The organism is Mycolicibacterium moriokaense, assembly GCF_010726085.1.
GTDB classification, from domain to species: domain Bacteria; phylum Actinomycetota; class Actinomycetes; order Mycobacteriales; family Mycobacteriaceae; genus Mycobacterium; species Mycobacterium moriokaense.
In genome coordinates, this window is sequence record NZ_AP022560.1 from 1,139,345 (window position 1) to 1,152,683 (window position 13,339).

At 68.7% G+C, this 13,339-nt stretch carries 13 protein-coding genes; 11 read left to right on the forward strand and 2 right to left on the reverse strand.

Features of this window, described 5'->3' with window-relative positions; all coding sequences use genetic code 11:
* Positions 1 to 48 precede the first annotated feature (48 nt).
* Genes dacB through G6N43_RS05510 form a run of 5 tightly spaced genes read left to right on the forward strand, consistent with a single transcriptional unit; the run spans position 49 to position 6,271 of the window.
* Complete coding sequence (dacB, locus tag G6N43_RS05490) at positions 49 to 1,428, forward strand: D-alanyl-D-alanine carboxypeptidase/D-alanyl-D-alanine endopeptidase (protein ID WP_083155172.1); 1,380 nt, start codon at positions 49 to 51, stop codon at positions 1,426 to 1,428.
* Entirely contained in the window at positions 1,425 to 2,486 is a 1,062-nt protein-coding gene (locus tag G6N43_RS05495) for an Rv3626c family coenzyme F420 biosynthesis-associated protein (RefSeq protein ID WP_083155407.1), read from the forward strand. The genes dacB and G6N43_RS05495 overlap by 4 nt, the downstream gene beginning before the upstream one ends.
* The gene (gene tilS / locus G6N43_RS05500; protein ID WP_083155169.1) at positions 2,465 to 3,427 is read left to right on the forward strand and encodes a tRNA lysidine(34) synthetase TilS; all 963 of its coding nucleotides are present in this window, start codon (positions 2,465 to 2,467) and stop codon (positions 3,425 to 3,427) included. The genes G6N43_RS05495 and tilS overlap by 22 nt, the downstream gene beginning before the upstream one ends.
* A 41-nt stretch (positions 3,428 to 3,468) precedes the next feature.
* Positions 3,469 to 4,032, forward strand: a complete 564-nt coding sequence (hpt, locus tag G6N43_RS05505) for a hypoxanthine phosphoribosyltransferase (RefSeq protein ID WP_275989662.1) — start codon at positions 3,469 to 3,471, stop codon at positions 4,030 to 4,032.
* Between the two features lie 19 nt (positions 4,033 to 4,051).
* Positions 4,052 to 6,271, forward strand: coding sequence for a molybdopterin-dependent oxidoreductase (locus G6N43_RS05510; protein WP_083155405.1), 2,220 nt, complete (start codon positions 4,052 to 4,054; stop codon positions 6,269 to 6,271).
* 75 nt (positions 6,272 to 6,346) lie between these two features.
* Here G6N43_RS05510 and G6N43_RS05515 read toward each other — a convergent pair whose 3' ends face one another.
* Positions 6,347 to 7,099: an SIMPL domain-containing protein gene (locus G6N43_RS05515; protein ID WP_083155162.1), complete on the reverse strand. Its 753-nt coding sequence runs from the start codon at positions 7,097 to 7,099 to the stop codon at positions 6,347 to 6,349.
* Positions 7,100 to 7,140: 41 nt separating this feature from the next.
* Positions 7,141 to 8,037: an alpha/beta fold hydrolase gene (locus tag G6N43_RS05520; protein ID WP_083155158.1), complete on the reverse strand. Its 897-nt coding sequence runs from the start codon at positions 8,035 to 8,037 to the stop codon at positions 7,141 to 7,143.
* Between the two features lie 163 nt (positions 8,038 to 8,200).
* On the opposite strand from G6N43_RS05520, the gene ftsH reads away from it, so the two are divergent.
* The 6 genes from ftsH to G6N43_RS05550 are packed head-to-tail and all read left to right on the forward strand — an operon-like array spanning position 8,201 to position 13,324.
* Positions 8,201 to 10,504 (forward strand): ATP-dependent zinc metalloprotease FtsH, encoded by a 2,304-nt coding sequence (gene ftsH, locus G6N43_RS05525; RefSeq protein ID WP_083155155.1) that lies wholly within the window; start codon positions 8,201 to 8,203, stop codon positions 10,502 to 10,504.
* 28 nt (positions 10,505 to 10,532) lie between these two features.
* Positions 10,533 to 11,141: a GTP cyclohydrolase I FolE gene (gene folE / locus G6N43_RS05530; RefSeq protein WP_083155151.1), complete on the forward strand. Its 609-nt coding sequence runs from the start codon at positions 10,533 to 10,535 to the stop codon at positions 11,139 to 11,141.
* Positions 11,142 to 11,152: 11 nt separating this feature from the next.
* The gene (gene folP, locus G6N43_RS05535) at positions 11,153 to 11,956 is read left to right on the forward strand and encodes a dihydropteroate synthase (RefSeq protein WP_179968021.1); all 804 of its coding nucleotides are present in this window, start codon (positions 11,153 to 11,155) and stop codon (positions 11,954 to 11,956) included.
* 2 nt (positions 11,957 to 11,958) lie between these two features.
* The gene (folB, locus tag G6N43_RS05540; protein WP_083155146.1) at positions 11,959 to 12,339 is read left to right on the forward strand and encodes a dihydroneopterin aldolase; all 381 of its coding nucleotides are present in this window, start codon (positions 11,959 to 11,961) and stop codon (positions 12,337 to 12,339) included.
* Entirely contained in the window at positions 12,336 to 12,848 is a 513-nt protein-coding gene (gene folK / locus G6N43_RS05545; protein ID WP_083155142.1) for a 2-amino-4-hydroxy-6-hydroxymethyldihydropteridine diphosphokinase, read from the forward strand. Before folB ends, folK begins: the two co-directional genes overlap by 4 nt.
* A complete protein-coding gene (locus G6N43_RS05550) occupies positions 12,848 to 13,324 on the forward strand; it encodes a DUF3180 domain-containing protein (protein WP_083155137.1) in 477 nt (158 codons plus the stop codon). The genes folK and G6N43_RS05550 overlap by 1 nt, the downstream gene beginning before the upstream one ends.
* The last annotated feature ends 15 nt before the right edge of the window (positions 13,325 to 13,339 follow it).

Here is a 13,339-nt window from a genome sequence, read left to right on the forward strand (position 1 = left end):
AACGGATACCCTGCTCTAAGCAGCTAGTCGTTTGAGAGCAGGAGAGCTATGCGGCCCACGACGTGGCGGCGCTCCACCCACGCGCTGATCGCGGTGGCGGTGCTGGTGCTGGTCGCCGCCGTCGTCGCGGTCTCGGCCATGGTCACGGGCGGCGGCTCTCCCGATGCGGCGGCGATCAAGCCGCCTCCCCCGGCGGCGACCGCGAACCCGGGCATCGTGCCCGTCTCCGACTCCGCCCCCAAGCCCACCAGGGACCGGCTGGCGGCGGCGCTCGCGCCCGTGCTCGCCGATCCCAATCTCGGCAAGTTCACCGGCCGCATCACCGATGCGATCACCGGGGCGGAGCTGTGGTCGCAGGGCGCCGACGTGCCGATGCAACCGGCGTCGACCAACAAGATGCTGACCGCCGCGGCGGCCCTGCTGACCCTGGACCGGGACGCCCGGCTGACCACCCGCGTGTTCAGCACCGACAGGCCGGGTGTGGTCGTCCTCAAGGGCGGCGGTGACCAGACGCTGTCGGCGGCCAAGCCCGGCGATGCCACCTGGTACCGCGACGCGGCGCGCATCAGCGATCTGGCCGAGCAGGTTGAGGAGGCCGGTATCCACGCCACCGCCGTGCAGGTCGACGTGAGCGAATACAGCGGCCCGACGATGGCGCACGGCTGGGATCCGGCCGACATCGACGGCGGTGACATCGCCCCGATGGAGTCGGTGATGCTCGACGGCGGTCGCACCCAGCCCGTCAGCGTCGACTCCACGCGTTCCAAGACACCCGCGCTCGATGCCGGTCGCGCGCTGGCCGTCGCACTCGGCGTCGACCCCGCCAAGGTGACCGTGGTGCCGGGGGCCGCTCGCGGCGGCCATGAGATCGGGTCGGTGCAGTCGCCGCCGCTGATCGATCGGCTGCGCGACATGATGAACTTCTCCGACAACGTGATGGCCGAGTCGATCGGCCGCGAGGTCGCCGCCAAACTCGGCCTGCCACAGAGCTTTGCCGGCGCGGTGCAGGCGGTCCTGCGCCAACTCGAAGCCGCCGAGATTGACACCGCCAACGCCCGGCTATTCGATTCCAGCGGGTTGTCCGTCGACGACCGGCTCACCGCGGACACCCTCGACGAAGTCGTCAACGCAGCCGCCGGCAACGACCAGCCCAAGCTACGGCCGCTGGTCGAACTGCTGCCGATCGCGGGCGGCAGCGGCACGTTGTCCAATCGCTACCTCCACATCGATGCCCACCGGCCCTCGGCGGGTTTCCTGCGGGCCAAGACCGGATCGCTCACCGGGACCAACTCGCTGGCCGGCATCGTCACCGATTCGAGCGGACGCGTCCTCACCTTCGCCTTCATCTCCAACGACGCGGGGCCGACCGGCCTGATCGCCCTCGACAACTTCGCCGCGGTGCTGCGGACGTGCGGATGCAGCGCATGAGTGCAGAGACCGTGACTTCGCCCAGCGTCGGCCGTGCCGTCGACTGGAATTTCGCCACCGAGGTCGGCGCGAAACTGGTGCGACCGGGTCCGGCGGCCTCCGACTACACCCGTCGTCAGGTGATCGAGCAACTGGCGGAGGCGTCCCGTCGGGCCGAGGTGCCGGTGCGCGAGGTTACCGGGCTCAACGAGGGCGGCGAGATCCCTGAAGCCCGAATCGTCGACCGCCCGCAGTGGATTCACGCGGCCGCACAGTCGATGCGGGTGATGACAGGCGGCACGGACAAGCCGAGGGGTTTCATCAGCGGACGGATCACCGGCGCGCAGACCGGGGCCGTGCTGGCGTTCGTCTCGCAGGGGATCCTCGGTCAGTACGACCCGTTCGGACGCGAGGGCGGCGAACTTCTGCTGGTGTACCCGAACGTGATCGGTGTCGAGCGCCAATTGCGGGTCCAGCCAAGCGATTTCCGGCTCTGGGTGTGCCTGCACGAGGTCACCCATCGCGTTCAGTTCCGGGCCAATCCGTGGCTGGCCGACCACATGTCGCAGTCGCTGGCGGTGCTCACCCAGGACGCGGGGGATGACGTCTCCCAGATGGTGGGCAGGCTCGCGGCGTTCATCCGCAGCCGTCGCGACTACGTCATTGACGCTGATACGGAACCGAATTCGACGGGGATGATCGGCCTGATGCGGGCCGTGCAGGCCGAGCCCCAGCGCAAGGCGCTGGACCAACTGCTGGTGTTGGGCACGCTGCTGGAGGGCCACGCGGACCACGTGATGGACGCCGTGGGACCCAAAGTCGTGCCGTCGGTGGCGACGATTCGCAAACGCTTCGATGAACGGCGCCAACGAAAACAGCCTCCGCTGCAACGGATCATGCGGGCACTGCTCGGATTCGACGCCAAACTGCTCCAGTACACCCGCGGCAAGGCATTCGTCGACCACGTGGTGTACCGAGTCGGGATGACCCGGTTCAACGCCGTCTGGTCCAGTCCCGAAACCCTGCCCCTGCCAACGGAAATCGACAAGCCGCAACGGTGGATCGACAGAGTGCTGTAGCCGCGCTGCGGGCGGCCGTGAAGGCGTTCGTGCGGGAGTACGGCGATGCCGATTCGCGGTGGTGTGTCGCGCTGTCCGGGGGACCCGACTCGTTGGCGCTGACCGCGGTGGCGGCCAAGCTGAAACCGACCACCGCCTTGATCGTCGACCATCGCCTGCAGGCCGGCTCCGATCAGGTGGCGACCATCGCGCGTGAACAGGCACTCGCATTGGGATGCGTTGACGCCCAAGTGCTTTGCGTCGACGTCGGCACCGAGGGCGGTCCCGAGGCCGCCGCGCGCACCGCCCGTTACCGGGCGTTGGACGCCGCGCGTGGCGATGCGCCGGCGCTGCTCGCGCACACACTCGACGACCAGGCCGAGACGGTGCTTCTCGGCCTGGGGCGCGGCTCGGGTGCGCGCTCCATCGCGGGTATGCGCCCGCACGACCCGCCGTGGTACCGCCCGCTGCTCGGCGTCCGGAGGGCGGTGACGCACGCGGCGTGCGACGAGCTGAACCTCACGCCGTGGCAGGACCCGCACAACCTCGATCGCCGGTTCACCCGGACGCGGCTGCGCAACGAGGTCCTCCCGCTGCTGGAGGACGTGCTCGGCGGCGGCGTCGCCGAGGCGCTGGCCCGCACCGCCGCCGCGCTGCGCGAGGACAGCGAGGCGCTCGACGAACTGGCGGCTCGCGAGCTCGCCGACGTGTCGGTCGCCGACGGCCTCGACACCGCACGTCTGATCAAGCTGCCGGAGGCCGTCCGGCGCAGGGTCATTCGCGGTTGGCTGTTGGCCGGCGGTGCCAGCGCGCTGACCGACAAGCAGATCCGCGGCGTGGACGCCTTGGTGACGGCTTGGCGTGGCCAGGGCGGCGTCGCGGTCGGGTCGCCGCTGCGCAGCAGGCGGCTCATCGCGGGCCGGCGCGGCGGGATGCTGACCCTGCACAGCGAGCCCGTGTGAAAACATGGCACGCTGTGCACGTGGCCGCGGAATCCACCGACATGTACTCCGGTGATATCAAGTCGGTGCTCCTGTCGTCGGACGAGATCCAGGCAAAGGTCGCAGAGCTGGGACGTCAGCTGGGCGAGGACTACCGCGACGCCATCGCCGCCGGGACCCAGGATCTGCTGCTGATCACGGTGCTGAAGGGCGCGGTCTTCTTCGTCACCGATCTCGCGAGAGCGATCCCGCTGCCGACGCAGCTGGAGTTCATGGCCGTCAGCTCCTACGGATCGTCGACGTCCTCATCGGGCGTCGTGCGCATCCTCAAGGACCTCGACCGCGACATCAACGACCGCGACGTGCTGATCGTCGAGGACATCGTCGACTCCGGGCTGACGCTGTCCTGGCTGCTGCGCAACCTGGCGACCAGGCATCCGCGGTCCTTGCGGGTCTGCACGCTGATGCGCAAACCCGAGGCCGTCCGCGCCGACGTCGACATCGCCTACGTCGGCTTCGACATCCCCAACGAGTTCGTCGTCGGCTACGGCCTCGACTACGCCGAGCGCTATCGCGACCTGCCCTACATCGGCACGCTCGACCCAAAGGTGTACGAGCAGGCGTAATCGGCGCACTATGTTGGGCATGACCGAAACAGCCCTTCGGATCTGCCCCCTGTGCGAGGCCACCTGCGGCCTGATCCTCACGATCGACGACGGTCGGCTCACCGGTGCCCGCGGCGACCGCGACGACGTGTTCAGCCACGGCTTCATCTGCCCCAAGGGGGCGAGCTTCGCCGAGCTCGACAACGATCCCGACCGATTGGCGCGGCCCCTGGTCCGGCGCGACGGCGTGCTGACCGAGACCGGATGGGACGAGGCGTTCGCCGCGGTCGCCGATGGCCTCGGTGCTGTCGTCGCCGAGCACGGCGGATCCTCGGTCGGGGTGTATCTCGGCAACCCCAACGCACACACCGTCGCGGGCGCGCTGTATCCGCCGGTGATCATCCGCGCACTCGGCACCCGCCAGGTGTTCAGCGCGAGCACGCTCGACCAGATGCCCAAGCACGTCGCACTGGGCCTGATGTTCGGCAGCCCGGTCGCGTTCACCGTGCCCGACCTCGACCGCACCGACTACCTCGTCGTCATCGGCGCGAATCCCCTTGTGTCCAACGGCAGTCTGGCCACCGCCCCCGACTTCGGCGGCAAGTTGCGCGCCTTGCGCAAGCGCGGCGGCAAGCTCGTCGTCATCGATCCCGCCCGCACCCGCACCGCCGAGCTCGCCGACCGGCACATCGCGCCCCGGCCGGGCACCGATCCCGCGCTGATGCTCGCCGTCGTGCACGTGCTGTTCGACGAGGGCCTGGTCGACCTGGGGACCGTCGCCGATCACGTGAACGGTGTCGACGATGTGCGCGCCGCAGCGACCGACTTCGGGCCGGACGCCGTGGCCGAGTACTGCGGAGTCGATGCGGATGACATCCGCACGCTGGCGCGCGAGCTCGCCGCCGCCCCGACAGCCGCGGTCTACGGCCGCATCGGCACGTCGACGGTCGAATTCGGCACCCTCGGCAGCTGGCTCGTCGACGTCATCAACGTGCTGACGGGCAATCTCGACCGCCCGGGCGGCGCGATGTTCCCGCTCGGTGCGACGTCACCGGCGCCCCGCCCGCCGAAAGCTGGTCGCGGATTCGGCATCGGCCGCTGGCACAGCCGGGTCTCCGGCTATCCCGAGGCGCTGGCCGAATTTCCGGCGGCCGCACTCGCCGAGGAAATCGACACCCCGGGCGACGGTCAGATCAAGGCCATGATCACCATCGCCGGCAACCCCGTGTTGTCCGCGCCCGACGGCGACCGCCTCGACCGTGCACTCGCAGGCGTCGAGTTCATGGTCAGCATCGACCCGTACCTGAACGAGACGACGCGGCACGCCGACGTCATCCTGCCGCCACCGCCGCCGTCGCAGAGCCCGCACTTCGACTTCGCCCTCAACAACCTCGCGGTGCGCAACAACGTCCGCTATTCGCCGCCTGTGCTGCCCACCAAGGGTCGGCCCGACGAGGCGGAGATCCTGTCGCGGATCGCGCTGGTGCTGTTCGGTGCGGCCGTCGACGGCGACCCCGCGCTCGTCGACGAACAGGTCATCGCGATGACGTTGGGCAAGGAGACCGCCGATCCCACTTCACCGGTCGCCGGCCGCCCCGTCGACGAGCTGACCGCGATGCTGCCGCCCGGTCCGGGATACGAGCGCCGCCTCGACATGATGCTGCGGCTCGGCCCCTACGGCGATGCGTTCGGCGCCAAGCCGGACGGCCTGACGCTGCAGCGTGTCAAGGAGTCCCCGCACGGAATCGACCTCGGTCCGCTGCAACCGCGGCTGCGCCAGGTTCTGCGAACCCCAACGGGCAGAGTCGAACTCGCGCCGCCGCTGCTGCTCGAGGAAACGGCGCGGCTGCGCGACGCGCTGGACCGTCGGGCAGATCGGTTCGTGCTCATCGGGCGACGCCATCTGCGGTCCAACAACAGCTGGATGCACAACGTGCCCGCACTGGCAGGCGGCACCAATCGCTGCACGCTGCGCATCCATCCCGACGACGCCGCCGAACTCGGCCTGACCGACACCGCGGTCGTGAAGGGTCCGGGCGGCGAACTGCTGGCTCCGATCGAGATCACCGACGGCATGCGGCGCGGTGTGGTGTCGCTACCGCACGGCTGGGGTCACGACCGCGACGGCACCGGCCAGGAACTCGCCGCGCGTAATCCCGGGGTGAACGTCAATCAGCTCAACGCGGGCAATCGGCTCGATCCGCTGTCCGGCACCGCGGTGCTGAACGGGATCCCGGTCGACATCGCGCCCGCGGGCTGAATTTTTTTCCGCGAGCAGACGTGAAAACCCCCAATTTCCGCGCAAAAAGGGGGTTTTCGCGTCTGCTCGCCGGGGTTAGGTGAGCTCCCAGACCACCGTCACGCCGAAGCCGACGGTCTGCTGACCCGGTTCGAGCGGCACGGGTGCGGCGGCCATGTCGGCGCGTGGACTCTGCAGCGGGACGGGCGGCTGGGTGCCTGCGACCTCGGAAATCGAGATCACGCTGCCGAGAGTGAGTCCCGACAGTTCCGCGTACTGCTCGGCGCGGTCCTTGGCGTCCTGGAAGGCGCGGCTGCGCGCGTCGCGGACGAGTTGTGAATCGTCCTCGAGCGAATAGCTCACGTTGTTGATCCGGGTGGCGTTGCCGCCGGTGCTGATGATCAGCGCGAGGGCCTGCGAAGCGGCGTCCAGCTGGCGGATCTTCACGTCGATGGTGTTGCTCGCCCGGTACCCGACGATGGTGGTGCTGTCGGTGCTCGCGAACTGTGGCTGCAGGCTCACCTCGGTGGTGCTGATGTCGTCGCGGTCGACGCCGGCGTCGACCAGTGCGTTGATCACCCCGAGCTGACGATCGCTGACCTGGTTCATCGCGCCGGTGACGTCGGGGGCGGTGAACTCGATCGAGGCGCTGACGTTCAACGTGTCCGGGGCGCCCTTGACTTCGCCGGAGCCGACGACGGTGACCTGCCGGACTGTCGGCTCGGCGGTGGTGGTCGGGGCGGGGGACGGGCCCGACGCGGCGTCGCAACCCGACAGTGTGACAACGAGTCCCGCGGCGGCGAGGACGAGGAGCCGGATGGGAAACTTCGCACTCGCTGCGATCGACATGTGAGGCACCATACCGTCAGGGCGGCACCAAGATCGTCCGGCTAGCTGGTCTCCACTTCGCGCAGGAACGCCAACAGGATTCGGTTGACCTCCTCGGGCCGCTCCTGCTGAACCCAGTGCCCGGCACCCTCGATCCACGTCTCGGTGTACGGCCCCGCGACGACCTCACGCGCGCGGGCGGGATTCATCGTCGGGCCCACGGGATCGGCTGTGCCACCGACGAACAGCGCAGGCACGGTGGTCTGCGCGCCGGCCAGGTGCGGCGTCGTCTCCCAGTTGCGGTCGTAGTTGCGGTACCAGTTCAGGGCGCCGGTGAAACCGGTCCTGCCGAACTCGGTGACGTAATGCTCGAACTCGTCCGGGCTGATCCAGTCGGGTAGCGGCGCGTCCCCCCCGAGCAGCCCGGCGAACATCCCACGCATTGTGACGGCCACGTCGGCGGCCATCTCGGCGTCGGCGACGCCGGGCTCCTGGAAGCGCAGCATGTAGAAGTCCTCGCCGAACTTCTCCCGCCATCTTTCGGTCGGGCGAGACCGGGCCCGGGGTATCGGTGGCACGCTGAGCCCGGCGGCCGCGCGGACCCGGTCAGGGTGCAGCAGCGTGGTGTGCCACACCACCATCGCGCCCCAGTCGTGGCCGATGAACACGGCCCGCTCCACGCCCGCGTCATCGAGCAGGCCGACGAGGTCGCCGGTCAGCGCATGGATGTCGTATTCCTCGACGGCGGCGGGCCGGCTGGAGCCGCCGTATCCGCGCTGATCGGGGGCCAGCACGTGGTAGCCGGCGTCGGCAAGCACCGGGATCTGATGGCGCCACGAATAGGCCAGTTCAGGGAATCCGTGGGCAAGCACGACCGGCGGCGCACCGCGGTCGCCTGCCTCGAGGACTCGAAGAGTCACCCCGTTCGTCTCAACCAGCCGCACGGTCGTCGTGAGCACGGCATGAGCCTATCCAGGCCCGACTGCGGGATCGGTGCACGCCATCGGGGAGATCCGCTGGCTGGGCGGGAACCTTAGTTCGTTGGTCTAGCGGTAGCCTTGAGTTTTCTGACTGCGCTCTACAGGAAGTCGACGACGAACATTCGATGAACCGGACTCACGTATGAATCGAAAGAATGTCATCCGCACGCTCACCGTGATTGCGGTGGTGCTGTTGCTGGGGTGGTCGTTCTACTACTTCAGCGACGACACTCGCGGATTCAAGCCCGTCGACACCTCGGTCGCGATGGCGCAGATCAAGAACGACAACGTCAAGAGCGCGCAGATCGACGACCGCGAGCAGCAGCTTCGCCTGGAGCTCAAGGATGGCAACAGCGATACCCAGGACAGCGACAAGATCATCACGAAGTACCCCACCGGGTACGGAGTGCAGCTTTTCGACGCGCTGAGCGCCAAGAACGCCAAGATCAACACCGTCGTGAACCAGGGCAGCATGCTGGGCTCACTGCTGATCTACCTGCTGCCGCTGCTGCTGCTCGTCGGCCTGTTCGTGATGTTCTCCCGCATGCAGACCGGCGGCCGGATGGGCTTCGGCTTCGGCAAGTCGAAGGCCAAGCAGCTGTCCAAGGACATGCCGAAGACCACGTTCGCCGACGTCGCCGGCGTCGACGAGGCGGTCGAGGAGCTCTACGAGATCAAGGACTTCCTGCAGAACCCGTCGCGCTACCAGGCGCTGGGCGCCAAGATCCCCAAGGGCGTGCTGCTCTACGGGCCGCCGGGCACCGGTAAGACGCTGCTGGCGCGCGCCGTGGCGGGCGAGGCAGGAGTTCCGTTCTTCACGATTTCAGGTTCGGACTTCGTCGAGATGTTCGTCGGCGTCGGCGCCTCGCGCGTGCGCGACCTGTTCGAGCAGGCCAAGCAGAACAGCCCGTGCATCATCTTCGTCGACGAGATCGACGCCGTCGGTCGCCAGCGCGGCGCCGGGCTCGGCGGCGGGCACGACGAACGCGAGCAGACGCTGAACCAGCTGCTGGTCGAGATGGACGGCTTCGGTGACCGCCAGGGGGTGATCCTGATCGCGGCGACCAACCGGCCCGACATCCTCGACCCGGCGCTGCTGCGGCCCGGCCGCTTCGACCGTCAGATCCCGGTGTCCAACCCCGACCTCGCGGGCCGCAAGGCCGTGCTGAAGGTGCATTCGCAGGGCAAGCCGATGGCCGAGGACGCCGACCTCGATGGGCTCGCGAAGCGGACCGTCGGCATGTCGGGTGCGGACCTGGCCAACGTCATCAACGAGGCCGCGCTGCTGACCGCCCGCGAGAACGGCACGGTCATCACCGGCCCTGCACTCGAGGAAGCGGTCGACCGCGTCGTCGGCGGGCCGCGCCGTAAGGGCCGCATCATCAGCGAGCAGGAAAAGAAGATCACCGCCTATCACGAAGGCGGGCACACGCTGGCGGCATGGGCGATGCCCGACATCGAGCCGATCTACAAGGTGACGATCCTCGCCCGCGGCCGCACCGGTGGCCATGCGGTGGCGGTCCCCGAGGACGACAAGGGCCTGATGACGCGATCGGAGATGATCGCGCGGCTGGTGTTCGCGATGGGCGGCCGCGCCGCGGAGGAGCTGGTGTTCCGCGAGCCGACCACCGGCGCGGTGTCCGACATCGAGCAGGCCACCAAGATCGCCCGCGCGATGGTCACCGAATACGGCATGAGTTCCAAGCTGGGCGCCGTGCGTTACGGCACCGAACACGGCGACCCGTTCCTCGGCCGCACCATGGGCACTCAGGCCGACTACAGCCACGAGGTCGCGCAGATCATCGACGACGAGGTCCGCAAGCTGATCGAGGCCGCGCACACCGAGGCGTGGGAGATCCTCACCGAGTACCGCGACGTGCTCGACGTCCTGGCAGGCGAACTGCTGGAGAAGGAGACCCTGCACCGCGCGGAGTTGCAGGCGATCTTCGAGGCCGTCAAGAAGCGGCCGCGGCTGACGATGTTCGACGACTTCGGTGGCCGGGTTCCCTCGGATAAGCCGCCGATCAAGACACCCGGCGAGCTCGCGATCGAACGCGGCGAGCCGTGGCCCAAGCCGGTGCCTGAGCCCGCGTTCAAGACAGCCATCGCGCAGGCCAGCAAGAAGGCGGAGGCCACCAAGCTTGCCGAGGCGGCCAAGCACGGCGCAAACGGCAACGGCTCCAACGGAACTGGGGCCGGTGCGCCGACGCAACCGGACTACGGCGCCCCCGCAGGGTGGCATGCGCCCGGGTGGCCGCCGCAGCCACAGCAGCAGCAACCGCAGCCCCAGGGTTACTGGTATCCGCCGCCGCAGAACCCAAACTGGCAGCAGCCGTACCCCCCATATCAGCCCTACCCGCAGCCCGGCCATCCACAGCAGGGTGGCCAGCCCAGCCCGAACGACGATTCGGGACAGGAGAACGGCCGGCAGAACCCGCACGGCTGACCGGCCTGCAGGCTCACAGGAGGCTTCAATGACGCAGTCGCAGAACAACTCTGTCAAATTCAAACCCGCGGAGTTCGACCAGGCGCGCGCCGAGGCCGCTGTGCGCGAGTTGCTGATCGCGGTGGGGGAGGACCCCGATCGCCACGGCCTCGAAGACACCCCCGCCCGGGTGGCGCGCGCGTACAGGGAGTTGTTCGCCGGTCTGTACACCGACCCGGATACGGTGCTCAACACCACCTTTGACGAGCAGCACGACGAGCTGGTGCTGGTCAAGCAGATCCCGATGTACTCGACATGCGAACACCATCTCGTGTCTTTCCACGGGGTGGCGCACGTCGGCTACATCCCGGGCGAGGACGGCCGGGTCACCGGGCTCTCGAAGATCGCGCGGCTGGTGGATCTGTACGCCAAACGACCGCAGGTGCAGGAACGCCTCACGGCGCAGATCGCGGACGCGTTGATGCGCAAGCTGAATCCGCGCGGCGTCATCGTCGTAGTCGAGGCCGAACACCTGTGCATGTCGATGCGCGGCGTCCGCAAGCCCGGCGCCGTCACGACGACGTCGGCGGTGCGTGGACAGTTCAAGACCGACAATGCATCCAGGTCGGAAGCACTGGACCTCATCCTGCGCAAGTGAATCCACCCAGCGTGCAGGTCATGGGGGTTGTGAACGTCACCGACGACTCCTTCTCCGACGGTGGGCTGTTCCTCGACCGTGACCGCGCCGTCGCCCATGGTCTCGAGCTGGCCGCTGAAGGCGCGGCAATCATCGATGTCGGCGGGGAGTCGACGCGGCCGGGCGCCACGCGTATCGACCCGCAGGTGGAGACGTCGCGAGTGGTGCCGGTGATCAAAGAGCTTGCCGGACAAGGGCTTACCGTGAGCATCGACACGATGCACGCAGCGGTCGCGCAGGCCGCGCTGGAAAGCGGTGCCCAGATCGTCAACGACGTCTCCGGTGGCCGGGCCGATCCGGGGATGGCTCCGCTGCTCGCCGACGCGAAGGTGCCGTGGGTGCTGATGCACTGGCGCTCGGTCGGTGCGGCTCGCCCGCACGACGTGCCCGCCTACCGCGACGTGGTCGCGGAGGTCCGCGACGAGCTTCTGGAGAGCGTCGACCGCGCGGTGGCCGCCGGGGTCGATCCGGCGAATGTGGTCATCGACCCCGGACTGGGTTTCGCCAAGACGGCGGAACACAACTGGTCGCTGTTGCGGGCGCTGCCCGAGTTCGTCGGCACCGGAATTCCGGTACTGGTCGGCGCATCCCGGAAACGCTTCCTCGGCTCGCTGCTGGCGAATTCAGACGGTGAACCGCGTCCACCCGACGGCAGGGAGACCGCGACCGCGGTGATCTCCGCGCTCGCCGGCCTGCACGGCGCGTGGGGGGTCCGAGTGCACGACGTGCGAGCGTCGGTCGATGCGCTCAAGGTGCTCGAGGCCTGGAACGGTTGAGCATGGCTGATCGAATCGAGTTGCGCGGGTTGACCGTTCGCGGCCACCACGGTGTTTTCGAACATGAGCGGCGCGACGGCCAGGACTTCGTCGTCGACATCACAGTGTGGATCGACCTCGACGTCGCGGCGGCGAGCGACAACCTGGCCGACACTCTCGACTACGGCACGTTGGCGTTGCGGGCCGCCGATATCGTTGCGGGCCCGCCGCGCAATCTGATCGAGACCGTCGCCGGCGAGATCGCCGATGACGTCATGTCCGATCAGCGTGTGCACGCCGTCGAGGTGGTGGTGCACAAGCCGTCCGCTCCGATCCCGCTGAGCTTCAGCGACGTCGCGGTGGTGGCGCGTCGGTCCCGGCGCGGCGGACGGGGTAACCCGTGACGAGCGTGGTGTTGTCGATCGGGTCGAACCTCGGCGATCGGCTGGCGCGGCTGCGGGCCGTCGTCGAAGGCCTCGGCGACGCCGTACGCGCGGTGTCGCCGGTGTACGAGACCGATCCGTGGGGCGGTGTCGAACAGGGCGCCTTCCTCAACGCCGTGGTGCTCGCCGACGATCCCACCCTCGACGCTCACGGATGGTTGCGCCGCGCGCAGGAATTCGAGCGGGGGGCGCAGCGGGTGCGCGAACAGCGGTGGGGTCCGCGCACCCTCGACGTCGACCTCGTCATGTGCAGTGACGGCGGTCGTGAGGTCACCTCCGACGACGCTGAGCTGACGCTGCCGCATCCGCTGGCCCACGAGCGCGCGTTCGTGCTCGTGCCGTGGCTCGCCGTCGAGCCCGCCGCGGTCCTGACCGTGGCCGGCGAGCGAAGCTCCGTCGAGAAGCTGGTGGCCGAACTCGATCCCGCCGACCGTGACGGCGTCCGGTTGACCGACTCGGTTCTGCGCTGATGGGTCCGACCCGGAAACGCGATCTCACCGCCGCGACCCTGCTTGCCGCGGTGGTGGGCTACCTCCTCGTCGTGGTGCTGTACCGGTACTTTCCGCCCATCACGCTGCTGTCGGGGGTGTCGCTGCTGGCGGTCGCCATCGTGTTGGCGGGCTGGGCGTTCTACGTGCGAGCCAAGATCAACGACGGGCAGATCGGCGACGGACCCGGCTGGCTGCATCCGCTCGCCGTCGCGAGATCCGTGTTGATCGCCAAGGCCTCGGCGTGGGTGGGGGCGCTGGTGCTCGGCTGGTGGCTCGGCGTGGTCGCCTACCTCCTGCCGCGGCGCTCGACGTTGCGCGTCGCGGGTGAAGACACCGCGGGCGCCGTGGTGGCCGCCGCGTGTGCGTTGGCGCTCGTGGTCGCCGCGCTGTGGCTCCAGCATTGCTGCAAGTCTCCGCCTGAGCCGCCCGACAACCCTGATGGCGCAACGGAGTAACTGGTTCGATCGTCG